Raw genomic sequence first — 26,826 nt, 5'->3', positions numbered from 1 at the left:
TCCCATCTACAAGCAAAAAAGACAGGATTACACATTTGTTCACCAACAATATAAATTCAAAAACGACTCTTGTCAAGAGCCTTAATAGATATTGGGAACGGAATTTCTTTTAAGAAGTTTTCCGTTTGCTCCAGAACATTTTGCAACGCCGGAATTCTCTCAAGATAGTTTTGAATATCAAATGACATTTGAATGGTATAACCTTTATCGAAAGCGACATCCAGCGAAAAAGAGTTTTCCGTTTCGAACAATTTCCATTGATGTTTTGTTGAATTCATAATGTTCGAAACCGTCGCTCGAATTGTGTTCTGGGTGATTTCTTGCAGTTTCTGCTCTTTTTCGATTTCCATTATGATTCTTGACGATTGCTCGTTATAGTTCGGAAATTCATCAACGAATTTTACGAGGTTTTCAAGAGTCGCATCAAGATTACACCAGCAGCGTTCATACGGAACATTAAAATTCCCTGCGTCAATATGACAAAATCGGATGCTCAAATACTTAGCATCACAATCTACCAGGAATTCAATTGAAGCTGCACCACCCAAAGACTTGCGCAAGCAAATAACTTGCGACTTATCGCAATCTCGATACCCCTTTGATTCTTGCTTATAAGAAATTTCAAAGCCGTAATCAGGCTTCGCCTTTTGCAAGCGTTTTAAAGCAGCAAGAACATCCCTTCTATGCAGAAAAATCACATCAGCATTTTGGGCATAAATTTTCTTGACAAGCGGCTGCCAGAAGTTACAGCAAGCTTCGAATTTTGATTTGGAGAATTTAGGGGATGTTTTTTGCATAGAGTAGGTTGTCGATGGCTAAGAACCACTTCAAAATACATTCTCTACGCGACAGATATAATCGTATTAATTGGAACTAATAATATTTTTTGCAAATAAATAATATATTTTTCAAAAAAAGAATATCCTTTTTCAAGGGGATCCAAATATGGATTTTTCAAAGCAAAATACGAATAGACTTGAATTAATTGAGTCTAAAGAAGATTTGATAATAAATTTAAAAAAAATCGAATTATTATTAGATATGCATGACAAATATATCCGTGATATAATTGTTAGGGGAACTAGCTATGTTTTCTACAAATTTGATGGTAAAGATAGATTTATACCAAGTCGTTTTATTGGCTACAAGAATACAACTCCAGATAAGCATAAGAAAGCAAACAACAAACAAGGTGGCGCCACAAATTATGCCATATCCAAAATATTGAAATTAGAATGTTGTGTAAGCAAGCATATGGAAGATCGATTACACAATTTTTTTGAAAAATCATTTGGTTCAACTGGCGAAATTTATAATAAAGAGCATAAGTTTTGGGAAACAGACATCAGCATATTTCCAACATTAAAACAAGAAGAAGATAAATTATACCAAGAGGTCGTCCTTCTAAACAAGAATCGAACTCATATTGATTTACGCAATTATGGGAAAATTGAAAAGCAATCAATTAAACCTACAAAGTTAATATCTTATTTCGTTCGCGATCCACAAGTTGTTGCGGACGCTCTATGGCTTGCAAATGGAGTTTGTCAAGGTTGTGGTGCAGAATGTTTAGAATACGGAAAAGAAACAAAAGTCTTTAAGAGATCAGACGAATCTATTTTTTTAGAGGTGCATCACATCACGCCATTGAGCGAAGGTGGACTTGACATGCTCGAAAATGCTTGCGCATTGTGCCCTACATGCCATCGACTATTACATCATGGTAAAATAGAGGATAAAGAAAAAATACTTAAAAATATTAAAAAATCGAGAATAAAAAAATTAAAGGAATTATTAGGATAAACTTAATTTTTCATATACAAATCAATTATAATTAGCAAAAACAAGACTATTTTACAAAACAGTCACCCATTTGACAGGCAACTTTTTAATAAAACAACCTAATACAGTCTATTTCTTATAAACACGCTCTCGATGATACCGAAGAAAACTTTCTATTTCAATTTTATCCTTTTCTTTTAATCCTTTTGGAGGATTTAAACATACCTCAGCATCAATTCCCAACTTCAAAAGTTGCGCTGTTTCGACTTTGGATGATATCATTATTTTCCAACCATCTTGAAGTGATGAAAAAGCAATCAAGCCTTTATCAAACAAGGCGTCGTAATTGGCTGAAAGAAGTAAGCCATTGTGTCCATCAAGGCGTTGTTCTTCATCTTTATCTTTACAGTCTTTCCATGGTTTGGCATGGCTAGCTCTTAAGACATCTCTAATACGACAACCGGTTACCGCGCAGGCGCTATCCCACAGTTTTTCAAGATTTTCTCGATACACACCTTGTCCAACACGGGCTAAGATCTGTTGTATTCGTTCCGTAGCACTTTTACCACAATCGTCACTGAAGATTATATTATGCTTTTCAATAATAGCTTTTATTCGGCTATTTTCAAAAAATTTTTGTAATGATTCTAATTCATTATCAGGATCAATGTAGAGAGAGGCATAATAATAGGGATGTTCCGCTTTTTGCAACGCGATATCATTATAATTAGGAACTTTATGTAGGGTGTAAACATCATTTTGCGTTCGTTCAAAATTTCGCTTGTCTGGAAAATCCGTTTCGAACATTTTTTCATTTTCATATCCAAGAGAAATGCAAAGGAACATGCCTTTATTATCATCAAAGCAGTCATTTTCGCACCACAATTCAATTGCAACATTATCCTCTGATTTGGCTAATGTTATAAAATATCGATATCCACGTCCGGATACTGTAACCACAGGAGAGGAATCTCCAATATTCCGATGATAAAAGCTCCATAGGATTTTTTTTGCATCATCTATTTTCATAGTTCATTTCCTTTTGAAATCATTATCTTTATAAATCTATACTCATTTCCCTCCAAAATTCAGTAATTCTTATTCCAACATAGAATCACAGATACGCTTTCATCTTCAAAATCAGTTCTCCCCTATCACGATCTTGCCAAACATACTTTTGATGGTAATGCAAAAATTCACGATGTTTTTCATCAAGTTTCCGAATAGACATATCGCTATAAAGCCCAAAGGCTTTTTGGTCCTCGTCGTTTAGCTTTTTAGAAATAATTATAAGACCACAATCAAGAAAAGTAATGAGTCCTTTATTAAACAAATAAGCTATATCAGCCCTTAATAAGAATCCGTTATATGGACTCATTCGTTGCTCGATATTTTCACACGCAGCACAAGGCTTTGCATGGCAAGCCACCAACAATTCAGGATTATCGCATCCCGTAAACGCACATTTATTTTCCCAATATTTCATCATCTGACGGCGAAAAAGTCCTTGACCGCGACGAGCCTGGATTTCGGCAACACATTCAAGCCAATCTACTTTTTCACTTTTGAAAATCGGCATAATGTCATCAAAGAACTCTTCAAAAACACATTCTGCATCGTTCTTGTCAAAGAAATAGGAATAAAACCACGATGTTCCATTTTCTAACTGAGCGGTTTTCTCAACAATCATTTTTTGAACATCATCTGATTCAATTTCTTGGCTTTCATCATAGTTCAATCCTTCAAAACTAACTCCAATCGTTTCAAGAGTCAATTGCCGAAAATGCTCTGGTTTAATCAAAATAGAATCTGTTCCATTCCATTTTTTCTCAATCCATCTGTCCGGATTATGCGGGATAATCAAGTCAACCATTTTCTCGGGAATCCGCCCAACAAGCGCCATCGGGATAAAGAACGAAAGGAAAAAGCATCCCCGCCCATTATTTGCAGCCGCATAACATCCAAATCTTAAACCGATAGGTTCTGGAAAAGGGCGCACCTTCCACCCATTTTTATCCTCATCGTGCCTTTCATAGACATCAACAAATGCATAAGCATTTTGAGGCAGACCATCATGTATTTCATCAGCATCAATTTCCAAATCATGCTGTTTAAATAAATTCTTGTTTTTTTCCAAAAATTCATCAAGCAATCTTCTAGCCTTTTTCATAATGAAGCAGCCTCCATTTTAATGTTAAAAACTCAACTTATACCGCACTTCAAATTGCTCTGGGCGGAATCGGACGATGTCCTTGAAACTGTAAAGGCTTGCATCGGTATCATAGAGCAAAGCATCGAGTTCCCAAGTGACACCGCTTTCGACAAACTTGTCTATAAGCATCATTTGTTTCCAGGCAGGAACGTTGTATGCTTTGTGGCGTTCGTGATGGTCTTCGTTTGTATTTGCAAGAATGTTGATGGCATCCCAATTGACATACCAGAAAAGCAAATCGCTGATGTATTCGTTTTCACCGGCGATGCTCCAATCGTTTGCGGGACAAATTTCGGCTTCGAGTTCGTATTCTTTATACCACTCGTGTTTTTGCGCGACAAGCCCAGCGATGTCCTTTTTCGTGGCGTTGAAGGTGCGGTTGATTTCGTTATTGAGTTCACGAATGCGCTGATCAATCGTGATTAGCTTTTTCATGTTTGCGAATGTCCAGCGGAATTCCTTATTCAATTTTTCTCGACGGTCGTTCAGGAATTCGATGTGGATTTTAGTTTCGAACATTTCCCGTTCCAACAGACTTTTAGGCATTTCTTTTTGCCATTGTTCTACGCAGCCGCGTTTGCGGCCTTTATCAAAAACGCGATAAAATTTTTCGAGGATATCCCACCGCGGGGGACACGATAAAATTCTAATCATCATGGCTCCAATTTTGTGTAGTCGGGAATCGGGAGGTCATAAGGTAAAAAGCGACTTTCGTCATCGCATTGGACTTCGTTGTTGAAAGCTCCAATGGCACACCGCCAATTATTTGATGGTTTTGGTTCAAAACCAAAATGTTTCCCCGATTTCAAAAACTTGACGAGCATCTTTTTCTCATTTTCATCCAGGAACCAAACCGATTTATTGTACGATGCACCCAGTTCGTATTTAGGCTCCAAAAAAGAAATGCGGGCGCACTTGGTCGCAAGCCCACGACGCCAATGATTGTACAGAACAAAATACGGCTTTTTAAACGGTCCAATATCAATGATGGCTCTGATGTCAATATTCAATCGGTTACTCCAAGCGCCATTGCAAGAAATCATGTTGAATTCCGAAATTTGTAATTCACCCGCAGGCGAATAGATATTGATTTGGCGTTCGGACTCATATTCCAAATCATCGTTCACCGGGAGGAACATAATGGAAAAACTGTAGACGGGGCAATAGAAGTCGCCTTCCGTAACATACTCGCGCATAATTTTTTCAGCGGTGCGAAGTGATGTAAAAACACCCAAGTCGTGAACGACAGTATCGTGCCCTAAGCCGTTCGGCAGGATTGTCGCCGCCAATTGATAGATGTAATGCCCTCTCATAAAGCCTCTTTTATGTTTTTCCCGTAAAATTGTTATTCGCTAAAAATACTATTTTACTGCGACAAATAATGTCGTAATTTAAGTATAGGGAAATTTTTTCTCGCGGCTCTTGACAACCGCTATTTACGGATTTATATTTTCCAGTGCTCATACGAGCATTTTATAGTTTTTAAAGCCTCGCTGTTTTTGCGTGTCCGCGGGGGAAGGAGAAATAACCGATGTTGACTATAACTCTAAATAAATCTAAATTGTGGAGGAGTTATGGCTCTTGAATTTCGCCCAAATCGACGAAATGGTCGCTCGTACCCATTCTTATCAAGAGGCTCATAATGGAAAGAATCCTTTTAGCATCTGATTGCACAATCTACCCCATCGATAGTAAAACAGACCTTTCTTCGTTCCAATGTGGCGATAGCGATTTAGACGAATTTTTCAAGAATGACGCCTATCTCTATTCCAAGCAACTTTTGGGAAAAAGAAGCTTTCCACATTGATGAATGTCAATCTCTTAAAACTCGTATGATGTATTTGGACTTAATTGATTTTGTGACCTAACGTTTACGCAGTTTTATAAAAATTACACGGATCGACTTGACAGAGCCAAACATTACAGTATATATTTGTGCAGTATGAAAAACGAATTAGAAAACACTTTTCTGCTTTACCACGACAAAGACGGCAATACAGATATTTCCGTGCGTTTTGCCGACGAAGATGTATGGGTGACACAGGTTCAGCTAGCCGAGCTGTATGAAACCTCTCAGCAAAATATAAGCCTGCACATTGACAACATATACAAGGACGAGGAACTGCCCAAGGAGGCAACTCACAAGGATTTCTTGTTAGTTCAACAAGAGGGGAAACGACAGGTTCATCGAAAGATCGCTCATTACAACCTCGATGTCATCATCGCCATCGGCTATCGTGTCCAATCCCCTGTCGCCACAAGGTTCAGACGGTGGGCCACAGCAAGGTTGCATGAATTCATCCAGAAGGGGTTCTCCCTTGACGATGAAAGGCTTAAAAATGGCCGGAACCGCTATTTCAAGGAACTTTTGCAGCGAATACGCGATATTCGTTCATCGGAACGGAATTTCTATCAGCAAGTCACGGACATCTACGCAACGTCCATCGACTACGATCCCCGCAAAAAAATTACGAAGGAATTCTTTGCTACCGTTCAAAACAAACTGCATTACGCAGTTCACGAACATACCGCAGCAGAGCTTATCTACGAGCGAGTTGACAGCGAGAAACCATTCGTTGGCATGACAAATTTCAGGGGCGACTACATCACAGAAGACGATGTAAAAATCGCAAAAAACTACCTTTCGGAAAAAGAACTCCAGCGTTTGAATCTGATGGTATCGCAATTCCTTGATTTCGCCGAATTGCAAGCCTTGGATGAAAAGCCCATGAAAATGCAGGACTGGGTTAAAGCTCTCGACAATCAAATCATCATGAGCCAGCGGAAAATTTTGGAAGGCAAAGGCAAAATAAGCCACGACGAAGCTATGGTGAAGGCGGAACATGAATACAAGCTTTTCCGCCAAAAGGAATTGGCTAATTTGAAAAGCGATTTCGATCTGTTCTTGCAAGAGACGAAGAAGCTGTCAAACAAAATTTAGAGGTTTATTATGGCAGAGAAAACTCGTGGGGAACGCACTGTTCAACTTTTTGCACACTTGATTTCGAATCCGGACAAGAGCTATTCCATCAGTAATTTGATGGAAGTGTTGCAGATTCCAGAGGGAGAACGCCGCAATGTGCAACGCGATATGAGCTTTCTCGTGTCCATGAACAACGGAGCGTACATACAAACGCACGGCAAAGGGCGTTCATTCGCCTATCAGTCCGCCATCAAGACGGCTGACCGCCTGCTGTTCCCGAATTTTGAAAACACGATGCTGCATTTCGTATTCTTGCAGCGCATTGCCAACATCTACCCCGCGACAAGCGAACTGATTTTTGCATTGCTTGAAAAGATCAACAAGACTCTGCCAGCAAGCGAACGAAAGGCGCTCCAGCAAGTTTCCGACGCCCTGAATACAAAAATTCTCTTTATGGGAACGCCACCAAATTTCGAGGAAGACGCGAGCGACAAACTCAAGACCATTTTGCGAGCCATTCACGATCACCGTAAAATTCTGGTGGAATACGCCACTCCTGAAAAAGTGGAAAAGAAAGTGCGCATTCCGCTGATGATTATCATTTATCAAAACGAGATTTACATCGGCTGCGAATCGCAAAGCAATCCGGGTAAGACGTACGTTCTCAAGTTCCGTCGCATCAAGAGCATCGAACTCACCAAAGAAACATTCCAGGAAAATCCAAAAGTTATTGAAACGCTCCGCAAGCGTGTCACGCTCGGCTCCGCCATTTTAGGCACACAAGACCCGAAAGCAGAAGATGTCGAAATCATTTTCGACCCAAGCGCCAAATTCTACCTTGATGAAAAGCCTTTCCACCGCTCCATGAAAGTCGAGGAGCTGAAGAACGGACAATTACGTGTCACGATGAAGGTCGAAGCGAACGAATTACTATACCGCTGGGTACTTTCGTATGCAGACAGTGCTACAGTCATCAAGCCAATTTCGCTCCGCAATCGCCTAAACGAATTTTCATACTTCCTCCACAGCACATATTACCATAGATAGCCCACATCCTTTACATATCCTGAAAAGGCTTACAACTGTGGTTTACAGAATTAACGTATTGCAAATCTCGTAAAAATTTCTAAACTTTTTCTTGGATTGAATAAACAATACCAGGCAGGTTAGATTTATGGCTAAAACTACCAAGAACGCAAGTGACATTACAGTGCTCGGTACCGACGCGGAAGCCTTCCGCAAGGCATTTACCGACCACATCCACCACACGCTCGCCCGCAGCAAATACACGGTGACGGACCACGAAAAGTTCCTCGCTGTGGCTTACGCCGTGCGTGACCGTCTTGTTGACCGTTGGATCAAGACGCAGAACACCTATTACGAAAAAGACGTCAAGCGCGTCTATTACCTCTCTCTCGAATTTTTGATTGGCCGTACGCTCGGCAACTCCGTGTTGAACCTCGACGTCGAAAGCGCCGTGACGGAAGCCCTCGACGAAATCGGCATGACGCTCGAAGAACTCCGCGAACAGGAAGTGGATGCGGGTCTCGGCAACGGTGGCTTGGGTCGCTTGGCTGCTTGCTTCCTCGACTCAATGGCAACGCTCGAACTCCCGGCAACGGGTATGGGCATCCGTTACGAATACGGTATGTTCAGCCAGAAGATTGTGAACGGTGAACAGGAAGAACAGCCGGACAACTGGCTGCGCCTTCCGAACCCGTGGGAAATCGCCCGCCCGGCAAACGCCATCAAGGTTCCGTTCTACGGTTACGTGGTGAGCTGGATGGACGAAAACGGTCGTCTCCGCAACCGCTGGGAAACGAAGGACTACGTGCTTGCCCTCCCCTACGACACACCGATTCCGGGTTACAAGAACAATACGGTGAACAACCTCCGCCTCTGGAGCGCGAAGTCCGCCGACGATTTCGGCCTCAGCTATTTCAACAACGGCGACTACATCGCCGCTGTGCAGGACATGGAACTTTCTGAAACGATTTCGAAGGTTCTGTACCCGAACGACTCCTCCATGAACGGTAAGGAACTGCGCCTCAAGCAGCAGTACTTCCTCTGCTCTGCTTCTTTGCAGGACATCATCAAGCGCTTCAAGAAGCTCCACAACAACGACTGGAAGCTCTTCCCGGAAAAGGTCGCCATCCAGTTGAACGATACGCACCCGGCAATCTCTATCGCCGAAATGATGCGCATCCTCCTCGACATCGAAAACCTCGAATGGGACGAAGCTTGGGACATCGTGACGCACACGTTCGCTTATACGAACCACACGCTCATGCCGGAAGCTCTTGAAAAGTGGCCGGTCAGCTTGTTCGAAAAGCTCTTGCCGCGTCATCTCCAGATCATTTACGAAATCAACGCTCGTTTCCTCCGCATGGTTTCCATGAAGTGGCCTGGCGACAACAACCGTCTCGCTCGCATGAGCCTTATCGAAGAAGGCGGCTGCAAGATGGTCCGCATGGCATACCTCTCCATCGTGGGTTCGTTTGCCGTGAACGGCGTGGCAGCTCTCCACTCCGACCTTTTGAAGACGACGCTCTTCAAGGACTTCTACGAACTGTGGCCTGAAAAGTTCAACAACAAGACAAACGGCGTGACGCCGCGTCGTTGGGTCCGCAAGGCTAACCCGGCTATGTCCGAACTCATCACTTCTAAGATTGGTGAATCCTGGGTCAAGGATTTGGACGATCTGAAGAAGCTCGAGAAGTTCGCCAAGGACGCCGATTTCCAGAAGAAATTCATGGAAGTCAAGAAGCAGAACAAGGAACGCCTCGCCAAGTACCTCAAGGCAACGCAGAATGTCGATGTCGACACGAACACGTTCTTCGATGTGCAGGTCAAGCGTATTCATGAATACAAGCGCCAGCTCTTGAACATTCTCCATGCCATCCACCTTTACATCCAGGTGAAGGACGGCAAGGAAATCATGCCGCGTACCATCATGATTGGTGGTAAGTCCGCTCCAGGTTACTGGATGGCTAAGCAGATTATCCGTCTTGCTAACGCTGTGGCTTCTATCATCGACGCTGATCCGGCATGCAAGGGCAAGCTCAAGATGGTGTTCCTCGAAAACTACCGCGTGTCCTTCGCCGAAAAGATCATTCCGGCTGCAGACCTCTCCGAACAGATTTCTACCGCCGGTACCGAAGCTTCGGGTACGGGTAACATGAAGTTTGCTTTGAACGGCGCTCTCACCATCGGTACGCTCGACGGCGCTAACGTGGAAATGAAGGAAGAAGTCGGTGACGACAACATCTTCATCTTCGGTCTCACCGTTGAAGAAGTGACGGACCTCCTCGCTAAGGGTTACCGTCCGCGCGACTTCTACGAACATGACGACGATCTCCGCCGCGTAATCGACCTCATCGCTTCTGGCTTCTTCAGCCCGGATCATCCGGAAACCTTCAAGCACATTGCAGAAAAGTTGCTCTCGCATGACCCGTACATGCTCTGCGCAGACTTCCGCAGCTATGTGGATATGCAGAAGAAGGTTGCTGAAGCTTACCAGGACAAGAAACACTGGGCAGAAATGGCAATCCTCAACGTCGCTCGCATGGGCAAGTTCAGCTCAGACCGTACCATCAAGCAGTACGCTGAAGAAATCTGGAATGCCAAGCCGTGCAGCATTAAGCTGTAATCTGGATCCAGTTAAGGATATAAGGGAGTCCGCGATGAAAGTCGCGGACTTTTTTCGTTTAGGATGACGCTGTAGAAATTGTCGCGAGCTTGACGGCGTTCGCAGCGCTTTGCGCGGCACGCCTACCCCATTCAGAGCAGGCTCCAGCCATCAGTTTCAAAAAGAATTTGTGCTCATTTTCGAGCGAATCCGAGATATGAATAACTTCGCCATTTTCGTTATGCGGCGCAAGACTCACCGAGTAATCGCAAGCCGGGCCACCATCTCCTCTTGCAAATTCCACAGAGATCGTCCGCACATCAATATCGCTATTGCGGTCTACAATAAAGTCGAGTTCAGCCCCAGCATGCGCACCATTTACAATGCTTATTTGCATTTGCGCACGGTCTTCATTTTTTGAAATCGTGAACTTTTCCACTTTCAAATCATCATAGTGGAACATCGAAAGGCAAAGGCTTAGGTCATGCACTAGCAAATCGAGCGCCACGTTCACATCGCGGCAACGCGCAGAATACTTGTGTTCGCGGCGGAATTCCAAACGGAACGACGAATTCGCGCACTTATTCAATTCAGCGCATTCATTCAAGCGTACTTCATCTCGGAAATTGCGGGTGGCATTCTTAACGTCACCGTGTTCCGCCATAAAATGCTTTCGGAAGTTCAAAAACACTGGATTAAAACATTCCGACTGCGCTACAAACAAAATCACATTATTGCGGATAGCCAAATCCGCGAGCTCTTGCGCTTGTTCGCCAAGCGTTGCAAGCGGTTTTTCCACGAACACCGAAATTTTCCGCTCAAGGCAAAGCTTTGCATACAGGTAATGAGTTGTCGCCGGAGACGCAATCACGGCAAAATCAATTTTTTCATTCGAAATAAATTCATCAACGAGCGAAGTACGCACGTTGCCGGCGCTATCCAAATCGTCCAAATCAAAAATTCTTAAAAAACGTACACCGGAATATTCAAAAAACTTGCGATGGCGTTCGCCCATGGTGCCATTACCAAATAGCACCGCCTTGTATTCTTTTTTCATGGAATTTCTATCGTTCAAACGTCAATTACTCTTTCTGTTCAGCTTTCTTCGTACTTTTTTCCATGTACATTCGCTTATCCGCAATTTCCATAGCTTGCATAAAGCTAAGCGATGGTGACTGGATTTCACAAGAGCCAAACGAAACACAAATTGGCTTACCCTTCAAGAGCAGCGCACGAGAAACTTCATTCATGTTATCGATATACTTTTTACATTCCTCTTGCGTCGTATTCGGAAGCACAAGGAAAAACTCGTCACCACCCACGCGGAACATCACTGCCTTTTCCGGGAGCACCACACGGAACAGCGATGCAGTCAAACGAATCAGTTCATCACCAATAACGTGACCATACGAATCGTTCGTACTCTTTAAGCCATCGCAATCCGCTGAAATTACGCACATAGGGCACATTTCAGGCTTGACAGAATTTGAAACCCATTCTTCGAAATAATTTCGATTGTACAAGCCCGTGAGCATGTCAGTGTGGGCATACATCTCAAGTTTTTTTTCAAGCAAAACTTTTTCGGTTACGTTGTTGATAAGACCGACAATACCAATAATATTGCCATCGTCATCGCGAACCGGATTCTTAATAAGTTCCAAAAATTCCGTCACGCCATCTTGATTAATTTCAATGACGTACTGCGTACCTTTGCCCGTGCGAAGGATTTCGCGATCCTGTTCCATCGCGAGTTTCGCATTTTCTTTATCTTTACGGATTTCCAGGTCAGTCTTACCGGCAATATCCCACGACGGATCCTCGGCTCCTTGAAGGTGGCGCCAGTAATGCGTCGAAAAAACGTAACGGCATTCGGTGTCCTTGAAGAAAATATTCGACGGAATCTCTTTCAAGATTTTCTTGAACAAGTCATAGTCAATCTTCATCACGTCCATAGAATACTCCTTCTACACCAAATACTATACAACCATACTATTTTAATTTAGCTTTCACTAAGGACTATTGCAACCGGTCACTCCAAAGATTTATATTTGAAAATGGAATATTCAAGGGTAAAATACCCGCTATTGAGGAATTTATGGAAATCAAAAAGACTAACGCCGCACGCATTTTGGACAGACAGAAGATTCAATACGAACTAATCCCATACAAGGTTGACGAAAATGACCTTGGAGCACAGCATGTGGCCGATAGTTTGGGCGAAGATATCAACCAGGTTTTCAAAACGATTCTTGTGCATGGCGACAAGATAGGTTATCTTATTTGCGTTGTGCCGGGCAATCTCGAAGTCGATTTGAAGGGGGCTGCCAAGGTGAGCGGCAACAAAAAAATCGACACCGTTCCGCTCAAGGATTTGACCCCGTTGACAGGTTACATTCGTGGCGGCTGCAGCCCGCTCGGGCTCAAGAAGAACTTCCCCATTTTCATTCACGAAACAGCGATGCAGTTCCCGTACATTTACGTAAGCGCAGGCGAACGTGGTCTGCAGTTGAAAGTAGCGCCGACAGACTTGGTCAAGGCAACGCGAGCAACGGTTGGCGTAATCGCACGTGTCCACCCGGAAGATCCGGACGCAAAGTAAAAAAGTAAGGGGTTGGTTTTATGGCATATAAGTACAAAGTAATTCGCAAAAGTATTGCAACGGGAATCGCCCTATTAGGAATTGCCGCTTTGTCCGCATGTTCTGGGGACAAAATCTGCGAACCACCGATTCCCGCAGAAACAAGCTCTAGTGAAAACGCCATCGAAAGTTCCGCAACATCATCAAGCAGCACGATAATCCAATCCTCCAGCAGTTCCAAAACGGTTTCCTCAAGCAGCATAGCTATTCAATCATCAAGTAGCATTGAAACAGCTTCGTCTAGCAGCACAGAAGGCGGGGCAAAGCCCGCCATGACGAGTTCCTCAAGCAGCGCGGAAGCGGTATCTTCAAGCAGTGCGGAGCCCACTGCACAATACCTCTGGAACGATGAATTCGATGGTGAATCCATTGACCCCACCAAATGGACATTCGACATCGGCACGGGAGCAAGCGGCTGGGGCAATAATGAATGGGAATACTACACCGACCGCAAGGAAAACGCCTATGTCAAGGACGGTGTCTTGCACATCCGCGCGCAAAAAGAAGACTACGAAGGTCAAAAATACACCTCCGCACGCATGCTTACCAAAGGCAAGTTTGCATTCAAATATGGTACTGTAGAAGCCCGCATTGCGCTCCCAACCGGCAAGGGAATCTGGCCCGCATTTTGGATGCTCGGCGAAAACTTCGACACCGTCGGATGGCCCGCCTGCGGTGAAATCGACATCATTGAAGCGGTCAACCGTGAAAACAAAATCTACGGCACCAACCACTGGGCAAACGGTGCCGAATACGCAACCTACGGAAACAACACCGGCAACTACCGCGATCAGAAATTCGAACTTGACATTACGCAGTTCCACACATATAAATTCACGTGGGACGAGAAATACATTCGCATGTTCGTCGATGATTTCATGTACCATGAGATTCTAATCGAGGGCAACGAGGGCGACACCGAAGAATTCCACAAGCCATTTTTCTTTTTGCTGAACGTTGCCGTAGCAGGCAACTGGCCCGGCTTTGAAGTAGACGATTCACAATTCCCGAACGAAATGCTCGTCGATTATATAAGAGTTAGCCAGTAAACGGAAGAAAGTAGACAATAGGAAAAAGGCGATCCCGTCCCCATTCGCGGATCATGACTACTAAGCAGCAAAGCTGCAAGTAGTCAAAGAGAACGGTGTCCGGGATGACTGAGCAAGAGAAATCGTTTTAAAACAAATCTACACGCTTCACTTCTTGCGGAGCGTCTTTGCCATTGTTCTTTATGCAACAAGCATAACGGTAGCCGTCATGCAAGTCGATTTCTCGGAACGCATATTCCGGACGCACGCCATCGTGAAATAGCGAAACATTCTCGTTTTCATCCATACGCAATGCAAACATGTCCGGCATAAGGGACATGCCTCGTCCCGTTACTTTCATATAACATTCTTTAAGAGTCCACAACCTGTAAAACGCCCCGGATTGCGCCTCAAGCGTCTCGAAATGTTTGATCCAAGCTGATTCTTCAGGCTTAAAGAAGCGTTCGGCAAGGCGGCCACGGTCGCCCTTTATAATTTCGACATCGCAGCCCACCTCAAAAGGCGAAATAACGCACATCACGCGTTCACCTGAATGAGACAAATTAAAATGCACATCCGGGAAATCAGCGAAAAAAGGCTTTCCGTTTTCGCCATACACAATATGCTCATCAGCACCTGCAAAACCAGATTCTTCACAAGCCATTTTGAGTAAAATTCCAACGCCCAGCGACTGCGTTTTACCTTTTTCAAATTTAAAGGACATTGCCTTTTTTTGACGATATTCAGGAACTTTTTTCAAAAAACTTTCAAAAACGGAAGCACCCTTCAATACAGAAATATCGGCAATGTAAATTCGAGTCGTTTCAAGCACAAAAAAAATATAAAAATCTAACGTTCTCTCTTTTATTTATATAGTTTAAAAAAAGCACTATAAAGCAAGGAGAAAATCATGGCCAAATACAAATGCGAAACTTGCGGTTACGTTTATGACCCTGCAGTTGGTGACCCCGATAACGGAGTAGCACCAGGTACCGCCTTCGAAGATTTACCGGAAGATTGGGTTTGCCCCATTTGCGGTGTCGGCAAAGAAGAATTCGCAAAAGAAGGATAATTGAAAGTTTCACTTGTTGATGCGCCGGGTGCATAAAGCTTCCCGGCTTTTTTGACCTGTTCAAAATTTGTATTTTTATATAACCCTTTAGATCAGGATTCGGTTTTATGAAAAAACAGTCTGTGTTGTTTTTTGTCGCAAGTCTATTGGTCTGCTGTTCCGACAGTGGAACATCTTCGAGCAATTCTAACGAATTTTCCATACGCAGCGACAACAACCACGCCGGAATGATGCGCGTAAACGCAACGAACGCATCGGTCAAGATGGGTCCAAAACAGACTGTTAAATTCACATACGATTTTTCTCTTGACAAGCACGAAGTCACTTGTGGTGATTTCACAAAGTTCATCAAGAAAATAAAATGCGACAATCCCGAATTGCCTGTAACCAACGTGACATTTTTCGACGCAGTACTTTTTGCCAACGAAAAAAGCAAAAACGATAAACTGGACACAGCCTACAGCTACACCGCGGCAACTTTTGATTCTGAAGGACATTGCACCGATTTAGCGGGTTATACATTCAATGCCCAAAATGACGCTTACAGACTTCCGACCGAAGCCGAGTGGACTTTAGTTGCCTCAAAAAATTGGGTTCCGCAAAAAGGCTGGAACGCAGATAATTCTGATTACAAATTACATAAACCCTGTACAGCAGAATCCCAAAGCGATTTTTGCGACCTTGCTGGGAACGCAATGGAATGGGTAAACGACTGGATGGGTGTTCTCCACGACACAACTATTACAAACTATGCAGGAGCACCGGATGGTGGAAATGTCGGAGAGCGCGTCGTAAAAGGCGGCAGCTACCGAAATGAAGCCGCGGCAACGTTACTTGACAACCGCGGAGATGTTTATACAGTCACTTCATCAACCAAGGCCAACTATGTTGGATTCAGACTCGCCTTCGGAAAAATTCCTGACGCAGTTTGGATGAACGCCAAGGGCATTGCCACAGCATCACCCATCAATGTTCTCACGACATCTGCATTGCTGAAAAAATCGACGAAAACATACCAGAACAAACTCGTTTTCCGCAATGACGAAACAGGAAACATTGCTTTTGTCAATTTTGCAAACGGAACGCCCACTGTCAAAGAAATCGAAGACTCGGTTGACGCCTACCATCCCACGCTTTCGCCCAACGGGAACCTTGTTGCATTTTCAACAAAGTACGAGGGTATTTCTGGAAATTCCTCGCTTTACGTTCAACGACTCGATTCCATTGAAGCCGACAAAATCAAGCTCGATGTAGAAAGCGCTGCAATTCCGCGCTGGCGCGTAGTCGGAGCCGACACCGAAATCGTTTATGTGTCAAGCACCGAAAATAATTCCGATGAAACGGCATGGAAAAAAGAAGCTACATGGAGTGTTCCTTTTGCTGGCGGAAAATTCGGAAAGCCAAGAAAAATTCTTGACGGAACATTCAATGGAGGCATCAGCACCGACGAAAAGTTCGCCGTCTCGGGAGCAAGATTGCTCCGTGCACATATCAACGACAAGAACGAAATTTGGTACAACAAAGAACAAGCGTGCAACGCCTCCTTCTCTGAATTGACAAAGCAGACTTTATTCTTGGACTTTGGCGGAAACACCGGAAAGGAATTCTCGGGGCACAAGTACACTACCCACGAACAGTTATTGATTGCCGATAGCACAGGCAAACTTATAAAGATGATTCCTGCACCGAAAGGCTACACATTCGACCATACAGAATGGGTACACAACAGCGAAAATCTTGCAGTTGCAACACTCACAAACATAAACGGCGAACATCCTAAAATTGTCCTGGTAAATACAAACGATTCCAGCATTACAGAAATTGCAAACGGCACGGAACTGTGGCATCCAGATTTTTGGATTGGCAAACTCCAGAATTTCGAAACATCATTGGACGTTGACAGTGCCGGGCAATACGAGCTCAACTGCCCCTACTCAGGCGACATGAGCACAACAATGACCCGCTACGATTTGGAATTACTTTACAAGCACCGCGATTCCATCAATGTTTTAATTTCGGGTTCCTCTAGACCATGGGCAGGCATCAACCCGATCATTTTAAACAAGAACAAAAATATCTTCTCAATCAACATGTCCAATGCCGCAGTAGACTTGTCCGTTGCAAGAAGAATTTTCTTTGGATATGGAGCCAACCTTTTACCCAAATTCAAAGTTGCGGTTATCTCGCTTGACCTAGACATTTTATTTTGGCGTCATTACGAAATGCCCAGTTTCTGGGATCTCATTTTTGTTCACTCTCCCGGATTCGTTTACGATGAATCTCACAAATTCTGGCCCGAAGGATACCCCAAAGGCTTATACGAACTCACACGCGATTCCTACGGCGAAAACAGCGAAATCAGAGAAACGGAACAAGAGATGCTTGGCCATGTCGAAGGCCCCGGCGAAGGATGGCAAGGAAGCCCCATTTACGTGGACTCCACATACATGGACATTGCAAATAAGCACCCCACCGACATGTTGCTCGAAGAAGTGGAAGCATTCATCCAAGAAGCCAAAGAACATAATATTTTCATCATCGGAGTCATCTTCCCGCAATCCCCCGGCTACAAGGAAACAGGGGCATTCGGGCGATATGGGCTCCGTCGCTCAGTCGCGAAGGAAATGATTGAAAAAATTCAAAAGTACGAAGAAAAATACTCGAACTTTAAATTGATGGACGAAAACAAGATGGGAAATCACGATTACGAAGACATTGACGCCCTCAACTGCGACCATCTTTCGGACACGGGAGCTAAAAAACTCACAAATCGTTTAGATTCGCTCATAAAAGCGCTTAAAATTGATTTGAAATAAGGGAATGCCGGTCAATTATCTTCGTACAGGCGCATGTCAATTTTACAGAAAAACGGCATAAAAAAAACGTAGGCTCAAAGGAACCTACGTTTGCGAATGTTTTTCGGTTATTGACTAGCGAACGACTTTTCTGTCATCTGCGGTCATTTCGAGGAACTGGGCGACAGTCATCTGACCCTTGTCACCTTCCTTTCTCTTGTTGACAGCGATGAGACCTTCTGCCTGTTCCTTTTCACCTACAATAATCTTGTACGGAATCTTCTGGAGTTCGCACTGGCGGATCTTGTAGCCGAGTTTCTCATTCGACTCATCCACTTCCACGCGGACGCCGGCGTTCACGAGTTCCTTCTCGACCTGCTTCGCGTAGTCAACGAACTTCTCGGAAATCGGGAGCACGCGGGCCTGAACCGGAGCGAGCCACAGCGGGAAATCACCCATGAATTCTTCGATCAAAATGCCGAGGAAGCGTTCGATGGAACCCACGGCGGCGCGGTGCAACATCACCGGAATATGCTTCTGGTTGTCCTTGCCGACATACTCGGCACCGAGACGCTGCGGGAGGTTGAAGTCAACCTGGATGGTACCGCACTGCCAGTCACGTCCGAGGGAGTCCTTCAGCGTGAATTCGAGCTTCGGGCCGTAGAAGGCGCCTTCGCCCGGGTTCAAAATATAGTCGAGGCCAGCGAGCTTCGTCGCTTCGGCGAGGGCGGCTTCAGCCTTGTCCCAAATTTCGTCAGAACCCACGCGCTTTTCCGGGCGGGTGGAGAACTTCACCACGATATCGTCGAAACCGAAGTCGTGGTAGATTTCCTTGACGAGGGCGCAGAAGTCGGCCACTTCGCTTGCAATCTGGTCTTCGGTACAGAAGATGTGGGCGTCGTCCTGCACAAAGCCGCGCACGCGCATCAGGCCGTGCATGGTACCGGCAGGTTCGTAACGGTGGCACTTACCGAATTCGGCGAGGCGCATAGGCAGGTCACGCCAGCTGCGCAGACCCGTGTTGAAAATCTGGATGTGGCAGGGGCAGTTCATCGGCTTCACAGCCATTTCCACGTCGCCAGCGAGCGTCTTGAACATGTTCTCGTTGTACTTGTCGGCGTGGCCGGACTTGATCCACAAAGTCTTGTTCACGATTTCCGGCGTGATCACTTCGAGGTAGCCACGACGGTCAATCTTTCCGCGGATGTAGTCCTTAAGGGCGTTCACCATCTTGGTGCCCTTCGGGTGCCAGAACACCATGCCCGGAGAATGGTCTTCAATGTGGTAGAGGTCCATTTCCTTACCAATCTTGCGGTGGTCGCGCTTTTCGGCTTCTTCGAGGAACTTCAAATAAGTTTCGAGACCTTCCTTGTCAGCAAAGCAAGTACCGTACACGCGGGTCAGCTGGTCGCTGTTCTGGTCGCCATGCCAGTATGCACCAGACATGGAGAGCACCTTGAAATTCTTGAGCTTGCCAGTAGAAGGCACATGAGGACCGGCGCAGAGGTCTTCAAAGTTCTTGCCCGGTTCGCCAGTCACATAGAAGCTGAGCGTACCATCGCTACCTTCGCGGGCGAGTGCGCGCTGGGCGTTATCGGTCTTGTACTTGTCGCCTTCGGTGCGCTTCAGGCCATCTTCTGCGCTGACTTCGCAACGCACGAACGGACGGTCTTCCTTGATGATTTCCTTCATGCGCTTTTCGATGCGCTCGAAATCCGACTGCTGGATCGGGGTCGGTGTCATCAAATCGTAGTAGAAACCCTTTTCGATAGCCGGACCGTAGGCGAGCTTGGTGCCCGGGAACAGGTCGCAGATGGCTTCGGCAAGCACGTGGCTGCAGCTGTGGCGGAGCAGGTAAAGTGCATCCGGGTCGTCGTTGCTCGGCGTGATAATCTTGATGGTGCCGCTCTCGGTGAGCGGGCGCGTGAGGTCGAGGACCTTATCGCCGAGTTTGACGCCAAGCGCCTTGCGTGCAAGACCTTCGGAAATGCCCTTTGCAATTTCGAGGCCGGTGGTGCCCGATGCTACGGAACGTACGGAGCCATCGGGGAAGGTGAGTTCGATTTGAGACATAATAATTTCCTTTTTCATGGGCGGTTCTCGCCCGGTTCCCCAGAAATACGACATCTGGCGGTGAGGCGTAAGATAGAAAAAGACTATAAGTGTGGCTAGTGGTTGGTGATTAGTGGTTAGGAAATGTAATCGAAAATTGACCCGAAAAACGTCATTGCGAGGAATGAAATGACGAAGCAATCCATACAAAAAAGGAGGGGAAAGCCTTGGTCTTTCGCTGCGCTCAATCCCCAACTGTTCGGCTCGGTCATGCCAGTTTGCAAGCAACCTGTCGCGACTCTCGCCTTGGACAGTTGTCCCCACGCTTCAACCGCCTTCGGCGTTTTCCGCAACCCCTTCGCCTAGGGGACACCCCTAAGACTCCAACTCCATTGTTATATTTAAATGCATGGCAGTACTTCACATACAAACTCAACGATTTTTGCTGCGAATTGCAGGCATTATCGTCCTTTGTATTTGCAGCAACGTCATGGCCCAAGAAAAGAAAGGCCTGTCAGAAGAAGAACAATTGGATAGGATGCTTGAGCATCATAATGAAGAATACATGCCTAGAGCCTTAGGCTTTAGTGCCAGCTACGCGACACCTGATGTATTTGACTTTTCCATTTTTACTTTTCTTGACGTTTTACCAATCAATATTACGGATGGGTACAGAATCCATATTGGATATGACCCGCTCCATTTAAGGGTTGACGATATCGGAGCATCCGACGACGCTTTGTTTGCCGCGAGTATATGGTTTCTTTTCAATGGAATTGACGCTATCGCAAACAAAATAACAGGTTCAGAATCAGAAGGCCCTGGCATTTTGGTTTTGGCACCACTCTTTATCTGGTGCGGAATGGTTTACATCCCCCTTGTACCGGGTTCATGGCTTGGTATTAACGACCAAAACCATTTTACAACGCATGTGATTCAAGAAGGTTTCCATATGCGAAGCTTCACCTACACGAACGATTTAAGTTTACGATTTTCAATGAAACCCTCTAGAGGAACAACGGGATATTTTCTGGACACGGGAATCCGTTTCGAAAAGAACTTCGCCGAAGATTTCAAATACAGGTTCTTTGTTCAACTAGGTCTATTTGGCTCAGGGTAAAGCCGCAGACCATTAGAGATTCAGTAAATTAGAAGCCCTTGACTTCGACAATCTATTTGTATATATTGTAGCTGATATTCGATAATCCTCGTGACAGTCGACATAGACCTTTGGGTCCGTACGTGCATTCGCGGCGGGGCCCATCAACTTTCTTGATGGTCCTGTTGGATAGCTGGTAGGAACATGACCTACTCGAGAGCGCTCGCCAAGGCGGGTGCCAGGTAACGCCGGGGAAAGCCCCCGCCAACAGGATTGCAAGATCATCCCATTCCGCGCAGGGCGTGGAAATTTTCAATACATAACAAATAAGCAAGGGCATGTTGTGCGCTGTTTTTTAGCGTAATCGCAACGGCCTGTCAAAATGTCGCCCAATGGCGATGTTTAACCAAAATTTATAAGGAGTAATCATGTTTGAAGATGTTTTCGGAAAATTTAATGGCGGGCCGAATTTGGGCGGGCAAAACGCTATCGGAGATTTTGCCAAGGTGCTGGAAGAAAAGGATGCCGAAATCAAAAGGCTTAAGGAACTTGTTCTGCGTTGCCCTAAGTGTGGAACGAAATTGCGCTATCCGAGAGGATAAAAAATGAAAAAGAATATTGTCCAATCTGAAACCGTTTGGAGGTCACAATTTGCGACCTCCAAATTGGCCAATTCGCAAATTGCGAGCAAAATTGTGGTTATTCGCGATGTTCAAGTAATGATTGACCGAGACATTGCGGAGTTGTATGGCGTGGAAACGAAGCGCTTGAAAGAACAGGTAAATCGAAATAGCGAAAGATTTCCTGAAATGTTTATGTTCCAATTGGATAACGAGGAGTTCGCGCATTGGAGGTCGCAATTTGCGACCTCCAAATCAGACCAAAAAGGATTACGTTATGCCCCTTATGCCTTTACGGAACAGGGCGTTGCCATGCTTTCGGCGGTTCTTCGTAGCGAAAAGGCGATTAAGGTCAGCATTGAAATTATGAATGCCTTTGTCCAGATGCGCCATTATTTGCATAGGAACATCGCAATTGCAAGTCGCCTGGATGCGGTAGAAAATAAGGTCGATGCGAAATTTTTGGAGCATGAAACTAAATTCAGGAAGATTGACGAAAACTTTTCGAAGATATTCCATGTGTTGGATTCGTCACCTCAAAAGGCGAAGGAAGGCGTTTTCTTCAAGGGACAAATTTTCGATGCTTACGCATTCTTCCAGAACATCATCAAGACGGCAAAAAAAAGAAATCGTCCTTATTGACGGATATGTAGATTTATCTGTTTTGGAGAGATTGTCTGTAAAGCAAAAGAATGTCTCGGTCAAGATTTATACGCACCCGAAAGCGGAATTACGGCAGGCTGATGTTGAACAGTTCAATAAGCAGTATCCGACAGCATCTATGGACTATACCCAAAAGATGCACGACCGCTTTTTGATTATCGACAACAAGGATCTTTATCTCATCGGTGCTTCACTGAAGGACTTGGGTAAACAATGCTTTGCCTTTAGCAAGATGGATGCCCCCAAGACGCTAATTCCCATGATTTTAGCAAATCTAAGATGATGAATGTTGTTCTTTCCTAAAACTTTAAGGTCACAAATTGTGACCTTGAACATCACTCTTTCAGCAGCAATTTGGCATTCTGCAAAAGGCCGTCGTTGTCGAAACGAACGGTGGGATTCTTGCCGTTCTTAAAGGCATCTTCACTTTCGTAGAGGGAAAGCGCGATGCGAATGGTGGTTTGCGCAGACGCATCCGATGACGCCGTACCATCAGCAGGGAGGTTGCCGGAGAACGAAAATTTCTGCGACATTCCATCCTTAAAGGTTCCCTTAGGAATGCGCAACGTTTTTCCGAGCTGTGCCAATGCAGTTCCTGTACTATCGACAAATTCCGCAACTAGGTACACATCAAAGAAGCATGGAGCCACGCCTGTATTTTTTACAGTTATGTTCAGCGTGCTCGTCGCGGCAGTACTTGCAACAGAAGCATTCGCGGCATTTACAGCGGCGATCCCTGCAGCCCCCGTAACATTCACAAGTTCTGCGCTCACGACCCTAAAATTATACCCGATTACTTTGCTCATGGAATCGGCGAGGGCCTTGTTTTCCTTGTAGAATTTGTAGCCTTCGTCGCTATCCTGATCTAGCACATAATAGGTCAAATGAGCCGTCGTGATGGCATCCACCCAACGCTGCGGCGTCCACTTGAGATACCCACCAGGAATGATGTCATTGTTGTTGAGCATGGTGGCGTAACCGGCTTGATTCTCGGCGATGGTCGGCAAGTTGGCCTCATAAGCACGCACCAACGAATCGGGCCTACCGAGAATGCTGATGAATCCATCATCGCGCTTGGTGATGCCGAGGCAAAGCGCATGCGTATAGACATTCCCCATCCCACTTGATGGCAAGACCAGCAAGGTCTTTTTGAAAACGGAAGCATAATGGTCCAGCATTTCTATTTGAACCGCTTCCGAAGGCATTTCGCTGCCGTTCAGGTGCGAGGCGTGCCATTCGCCCCACTCGCCAAAGGAGCGGATGTCGATGTATTCGATTCGCGGATCGCCATCGTACTTTTTCGCCAAGGCAGTTCCAAAATCTTTTGCTGCCTGCAAATAAACCGGATCGTCCCAAACGGGAACTGTGGCGCGGTAGCCGTTCCACTGCACAGTGGCGGTAATTTTCTTCGCACCCGATTCATAAACAAATTTCGGAGTCCAGTCGTAATCTTCTTCAGGCGTGTCATTGCCCTTGACAAAGGACGGCGAATACGGAAGCACACGCAAGGCGTAGCCCATATTATGTTCCGCGAGCGCATCCAACAACTTGTCTAGTTCCGTCCAATCGTAAACACCTTTGGCTGGATTTAATTTATTCCACTTTTGGTAACCGGATCCGTAAGTAACCAAGTCCCAAGCCCTATTGTTCAAGGAACCGTAAGGGCCATATTCAAATTCAGGGACAAAAACCCATGTACCTTCCGTCGGGACTGTGAAGCCCTTATGTGGGTTGGCAAGAGGCCCATCAAAAGGTTTGAGAGCGTATGTGATTCTGAGCGTATCGACAGATGTACTCGACGAGATTTCTGCGGACGAATATAGCGTTACCGAACTGCTCGAATTCGCAACCACCGATGAGGACATTGCCGCCGAAGATTCCGCGACAGATGACGAACTATTTTCGCCACCCACAGGTGCAGCACCATTTCCATCGTCACCACAAGCAACGATCCCAACAGCTGCAAAAGCAATCACTCCAAGCAACGCGAATCTTTTCATTTTACACCTTATGGGCTGTAATAATCGTATAGCTGAACGAGTTTACGGTTATCTTGATACCGTCAATTTCGCAGTACCAGTTTTTGCCCTGCTTGTAGATATCGCAACGGCTGTCCAGAATTTTGCCTTTGCAAAATTCCACAACATCGACATCACCAAGCTTTAGATTACGCTTGATGCGGTCCACGCCCATTTCGGTCGTGTGGACTTTTTCGATATTGTCGAGCAGAATCTTTTTGTCGTCCATTTTTACACCTTCTTGATCGGGTGACGAATCACAGTTTTCCACTTTTCTGGCGCAGTTTTTCGCGGATCGGAAAGATAAATTTCATGATGAAGGCGGTCGCCATTTATGTCGTTCACGTAGCCATTTTTCGCAATAAAATCATCCATGAGCTTTACGCTAGCGGGTTCATCATCATAAGAACCGAGATGCATCATTTGTACACACAGACCTTCGTCTATAGTTTCAAATTTTGCGAGCAAGCAATCAAGTTTTTTCTTTTTCGCTGCTGTTTCTACAGCCCAATCAAAATCTTTTTGCGTTACAAAATCTGGCAGGCGAATTGCAGAAATCCAATTGAACGAAGACTTGTCGGAGTAATTAACACCATCGACTCCGTCTTGCCACCAGAAACCTTCCAGCGGCGGAACGACATATTCAAAGAAGCCTTCGATTTTATAGTCCGTCTTGTAACTCATTTTAAGAGTGTATGCAACCGCATAAAGTACGTTCAAAGCACGCTGATAAGCACCACCTTCTTCATTCGGGTCACCCTTGCCGCGAACAGTAATAAAGTTCGCTTTCGGCACCGTGACGATTTCCGGTTTGTTCTTCGGCAGATAAAATTCCTTGAATTCTTTTTTAAAATCAAATGGCATATTTTCTCCTTTTTTAATCCATAGATCGCCGCGTCACCTACGGTTCCTCGCAATGACGTTTTTCCACCTACGTCCACAAGCTGGTAATGAACATAGGGCTTGCGTCGTCGGCTTTCTTGAAACCGCAATGCTCATAGAAGGCGAGTTCTTCGTTGTAGGCGACCACGACTACGCGCAGGTAGTTCTTGTAGATTTCCTTGACACGTTCCACGAGTTCCTTGCCGATGCTTTGGCCCTGGTATTCGGGGCGCACGAGCAGGTAATGCACGTAGGCGTTCATGATGCCGTCGTCCATAGCGCAAATCATGCCGACGAGCGTTTCGCCGTCCCAAGCCGAAATGACGGTTTTGAAATTCTTCATCGCGACCACGAGCTTATCGGGGAAATGTCCCGATGACCATTCAACGGAAAGGAACAGGTCTTTTAAATCCTGTTCAGTGAATTCGTGAGTGTTTTTATAAGTAATGCTCATATTTTTTCTCTTAATGATAATTCCACGTGCTAATTCCGCGCACGTTCAATTCAGAATCCAGCAGAACGTAGCCGTCCAAATTATAGCCACCAGCAAAGAACACATATACGGTATCTTGCATTTTTTTCGTTGAAATGACATATCTATTGAATAGGGTCATTGCAGTTGTAGTCGGGCGGTCATCAGCCATTCCAGATGATTCCGTAAGATTTACAACTTTGCCATTCTTTACAGCCATCAATTCCATTCCGTCATCCAAGATGCCGCAACCAGAAGTGTCCGGGATAAGTACCTCATAAAAAGATACGTTATCCTTATACCCTACTAACGGTTTGATAACGACATCGCTTGACTTGGCATCTCTTTCAGAGATAAGATTTTCGTTATAATCACATTTGCAAATAGTCCGTTTCTTTCTAAAGTACTGCTTTACAAGTTTATCCTTTATTTTTTGTTCAGCAGAACTGTTCATTGCAATGGGTTCTATTTTTTCAACATTCGTTCCAAGCGGGATCGCCAGTAATGGGAGCATCCTTTTTCCATTTTCCTTCCATGTTTCTAGGGAACGATTTAAAGAATCAAATTGAATTTCATTTTCTATTGAACGCGAACTTTTTGCAAGTCCAATTTCACGCCATGTGCGGCGCATAAACTCCAACGTTCCCGCCTCTACGCGGTTTCCGTCGGCATTTATCACTTGCCATGATTGCTTCATGATTTTATGCGAACAGGACTTTATATTTTTAAAAATTCCACCTGCATCATCGCCTTCAGAAAAATCACACGATGGAAACCACCCTTTATCAGTCCGGACAAACGCCAAACGGATATAATTTCCATCAAGATCAAAAGCCTTTTTATCTTCCACAAACCCAATTGCGGTAAGTTCTTTTGCAGCCACATAGAACGGCAAAAGCAAAACAAATAGCCAAATAAAAACAAACTGTTTCATACAATTTA

General features: G+C 45.0%; 27 protein-coding genes. 13 read left to right on the top strand and 14 right to left on the bottom strand.

The features are described from left to right. Window positions 1-56: 56 nt before the first annotated feature. The gene (locus BUQ91_RS15825) at window positions 57-797 is read right to left on the bottom strand and encodes a hypothetical protein (RefSeq protein WP_254842191.1); all 741 of its coding nucleotides are present in this window, start codon (window positions 795-797) and stop codon (window positions 57-59) included. A 148-nt stretch (window positions 798-945) separates the two neighbouring features. Here BUQ91_RS15825 and BUQ91_RS00660 point away from each other — a divergent pair, with 148 nt between their 5' ends. Next, window positions 946-1,803 (top strand): HNH endonuclease, encoded by an 858-nt coding sequence (locus BUQ91_RS00660; protein ID WP_074207772.1) that lies wholly within the window; start codon window positions 946-948, stop codon window positions 1,801-1,803. Between the two features lie 108 nt (window positions 1,804-1,911). Here the strand turns inward: BUQ91_RS00660 and BUQ91_RS00655 are convergent, their stop codons facing one another. The 4 genes from BUQ91_RS00655 to BUQ91_RS00640 form a co-directional block, all read right to left on the bottom strand. Next, complete coding sequence (locus BUQ91_RS00655; protein WP_074207771.1) at window positions 1,912-2,811, bottom strand: HNH endonuclease; 900 nt, start codon at window positions 2,809-2,811, stop codon at window positions 1,912-1,914. Window positions 2,812-2,896: 85 nt separating this feature from the next. Beyond that, on the bottom strand, window positions 2,897-3,952 hold the full coding sequence (locus BUQ91_RS00650) for an HNH endonuclease (protein WP_074207770.1): 1,056 nt from the start codon (window positions 3,950-3,952) through the stop codon (window positions 2,897-2,899). Window positions 3,953-3,976: 24 nt separating this feature from the next. After that, window positions 3,977-4,513: a hypothetical protein gene (locus BUQ91_RS00645; protein ID WP_254842190.1), complete on the bottom strand. Its 537-nt coding sequence runs from the start codon at window positions 4,511-4,513 to the stop codon at window positions 3,977-3,979. A 134-nt stretch (window positions 4,514-4,647) separates the two neighbouring features. Continuing rightward, the gene (locus BUQ91_RS00640; protein WP_074207768.1) at window positions 4,648-5,307 is read right to left on the bottom strand and encodes a hypothetical protein; all 660 of its coding nucleotides are present in this window, start codon (window positions 5,305-5,307) and stop codon (window positions 4,648-4,650) included. 329 nt (window positions 5,308-5,636) lie between these two features. On the opposite strand from BUQ91_RS00640, the gene BUQ91_RS15630 reads away from it, so the two are divergent. The 4 genes from BUQ91_RS15630 (at window position 5,637) to BUQ91_RS00625 (ending at window position 10,566) form a co-directional block, all read left to right on the top strand. Next, on the top strand, window positions 5,637-5,801 hold the full coding sequence (locus BUQ91_RS15630; protein ID WP_175566580.1) for a hypothetical protein: 165 nt from the start codon (window positions 5,637-5,639) through the stop codon (window positions 5,799-5,801). Between the two features lie 135 nt (window positions 5,802-5,936). Continuing rightward, window positions 5,937-6,935 (top strand): virulence RhuM family protein, encoded by a 999-nt coding sequence (locus BUQ91_RS00635; RefSeq protein ID WP_074207767.1) that lies wholly within the window; start codon window positions 5,937-5,939, stop codon window positions 6,933-6,935. Window positions 6,936-6,944: 9 nt separating this feature from the next. Beyond that, window positions 6,945-7,964, top strand: a complete 1,020-nt coding sequence (locus BUQ91_RS00630; RefSeq protein WP_074207766.1) for a helix-turn-helix transcriptional regulator — start codon at window positions 6,945-6,947, stop codon at window positions 7,962-7,964. A gap of 127 nt (window positions 7,965-8,091) precedes the next feature. Then, entirely contained in the window at window positions 8,092-10,566 is a 2,475-nt protein-coding gene (locus tag BUQ91_RS00625; protein WP_074207765.1) for a glycogen/starch/alpha-glucan phosphorylase, read from the top strand. Between the two features lie 58 nt (window positions 10,567-10,624). Here BUQ91_RS00625 and BUQ91_RS00620 read toward each other — a convergent pair whose 3' ends face one another. Together BUQ91_RS00620 and BUQ91_RS00615 are read right to left on the bottom strand one after the other, a co-directional pair. After that, window positions 10,625-11,602, bottom strand: a complete 978-nt coding sequence (locus BUQ91_RS00620) for a Gfo/Idh/MocA family protein (RefSeq protein WP_074207764.1) — start codon at window positions 11,600-11,602, stop codon at window positions 10,625-10,627. 25 nt (window positions 11,603-11,627) lie between these two features. After that, a complete protein-coding gene (locus tag BUQ91_RS00615; RefSeq protein WP_072830313.1) occupies window positions 11,628-12,497 on the bottom strand; it encodes a sensor domain-containing diguanylate cyclase in 870 nt (289 codons plus the stop codon). 143 nt (window positions 12,498-12,640) lie between these two features. On the opposite strand from BUQ91_RS00615, the gene ybaK reads away from it, so the two are divergent. Further along, window positions 12,641-13,144: a Cys-tRNA(Pro) deacylase gene (ybaK, locus tag BUQ91_RS00610; protein WP_074207763.1), complete on the top strand. Its 504-nt coding sequence runs from the start codon at window positions 12,641-12,643 to the stop codon at window positions 13,142-13,144. A gap of 20 nt (window positions 13,145-13,164) precedes the next feature. Next, window positions 13,165-14,232, top strand: a complete 1,068-nt coding sequence (locus tag BUQ91_RS00605; RefSeq protein ID WP_254842189.1) for a glycoside hydrolase family 16 protein — start codon at window positions 13,165-13,167, stop codon at window positions 14,230-14,232. A gap of 127 nt (window positions 14,233-14,359) precedes the next feature. On the opposite strand, the gene BUQ91_RS00600 is transcribed toward BUQ91_RS00605, so the two are convergent. After that, the gene (locus BUQ91_RS00600) at window positions 14,360-15,043 is read right to left on the bottom strand and encodes a 4'-phosphopantetheinyl transferase family protein (RefSeq protein WP_254842188.1); all 684 of its coding nucleotides are present in this window, start codon (window positions 15,041-15,043) and stop codon (window positions 14,360-14,362) included. Between the two features lie 78 nt (window positions 15,044-15,121). Between BUQ91_RS00600 and rd the strand changes: the two genes are divergently transcribed. Then, window positions 15,122-15,283, top strand: coding sequence for a rubredoxin (gene rd / locus BUQ91_RS00595; RefSeq protein WP_072830309.1), 162 nt, complete (start codon window positions 15,122-15,124; stop codon window positions 15,281-15,283). 107 nt (window positions 15,284-15,390) lie between these two features. Then, the gene (locus tag BUQ91_RS00590) at window positions 15,391-18,099 is read left to right on the top strand and encodes a TIGR02171 family lipoprotein (RefSeq protein ID WP_074207762.1); all 2,709 of its coding nucleotides are present in this window, start codon (window positions 15,391-15,393) and stop codon (window positions 18,097-18,099) included. Window positions 18,100-18,213: 114 nt separating this feature from the next. On the opposite strand, the gene thrS is transcribed toward BUQ91_RS00590, so the two are convergent. After that, on the bottom strand, window positions 18,214-20,151 hold the full coding sequence (gene thrS, locus BUQ91_RS00585) for a threonine--tRNA ligase (protein ID WP_074208894.1): 1,938 nt from the start codon (window positions 20,149-20,151) through the stop codon (window positions 18,214-18,216). 469 nt (window positions 20,152-20,620) lie between these two features. Between thrS and BUQ91_RS00575 the strand changes: the two genes are divergently transcribed. From BUQ91_RS00575 to BUQ91_RS15800, 4 genes are all read left to right on the top strand, one after another. Continuing rightward, on the top strand, window positions 20,621-21,250 hold the full coding sequence (locus tag BUQ91_RS00575; protein ID WP_074207760.1) for a hypothetical protein: 630 nt from the start codon (window positions 20,621-20,623) through the stop codon (window positions 21,248-21,250). 407 nt (window positions 21,251-21,657) lie between these two features. Further along, window positions 21,658-21,831 carry a hypothetical protein gene (locus BUQ91_RS15625; protein WP_175566579.1) on the top strand — a complete coding sequence of 58 codons (174 nt, stop codon included), beginning with the start codon at window positions 21,658-21,660 and terminating at the stop codon, window positions 21,829-21,831. Between the two features lie 3 nt (window positions 21,832-21,834). Next, window positions 21,835-22,491 carry an ORF6N domain-containing protein gene (locus BUQ91_RS00570; protein ID WP_217693434.1) on the top strand — a complete coding sequence of 219 codons (657 nt, stop codon included), beginning with the start codon at window positions 21,835-21,837 and terminating at the stop codon, window positions 22,489-22,491. A gap of 31 nt (window positions 22,492-22,522) precedes the next feature. Further along, complete coding sequence (locus tag BUQ91_RS15800) at window positions 22,523-22,795, top strand: hypothetical protein (protein WP_217693433.1); 273 nt, start codon at window positions 22,523-22,525, stop codon at window positions 22,793-22,795. A 52-nt stretch (window positions 22,796-22,847) separates the two neighbouring features. On the opposite strand, the gene BUQ91_RS00565 is transcribed toward BUQ91_RS15800, so the two are convergent. From BUQ91_RS00565 to BUQ91_RS00545, 5 genes are all read right to left on the bottom strand, one after another. Then, entirely contained in the window at window positions 22,848-24,512 is a 1,665-nt protein-coding gene (locus tag BUQ91_RS00565; RefSeq protein WP_074207759.1) for a beta-galactosidase, read from the bottom strand. Between the two features lies 1 nt (window position 24,513). Then, on the bottom strand, window positions 24,514-24,759 hold the full coding sequence (locus BUQ91_RS00560; RefSeq protein ID WP_074207758.1) for a DUF3781 domain-containing protein: 246 nt from the start codon (window positions 24,757-24,759) through the stop codon (window positions 24,514-24,516). Window positions 24,760-24,761: 2 nt separating this feature from the next. Continuing rightward, on the bottom strand, window positions 24,762-25,394 hold the full coding sequence (locus tag BUQ91_RS00555) for a GyrI-like domain-containing protein (RefSeq protein ID WP_074207757.1): 633 nt from the start codon (window positions 25,392-25,394) through the stop codon (window positions 24,762-24,764). A gap of 67 nt (window positions 25,395-25,461) precedes the next feature. Then, entirely contained in the window at window positions 25,462-25,866 is a 405-nt protein-coding gene (locus tag BUQ91_RS00550; RefSeq protein WP_074207756.1) for a GNAT family N-acetyltransferase, read from the bottom strand. A 10-nt stretch (window positions 25,867-25,876) separates the two neighbouring features. After that, window positions 25,877-26,818, bottom strand: a complete 942-nt coding sequence (locus tag BUQ91_RS00545; protein WP_139299660.1) for a hypothetical protein — start codon at window positions 26,816-26,818, stop codon at window positions 25,877-25,879. Window positions 26,819-26,826 lie beyond the last annotated feature (8 nt).

The sequence above is a fragment of the Fibrobacter sp. UWB11 genome (assembly GCF_900143015.1).
Lineage (GTDB): Bacteria > Fibrobacterota > Fibrobacteria > Fibrobacterales > Fibrobacteraceae > Fibrobacter.
The sequence above is the reverse complement of the archived record's forward strand: the minus strand, read 5'-3'. Positions and strand labels throughout refer to the sequence as shown.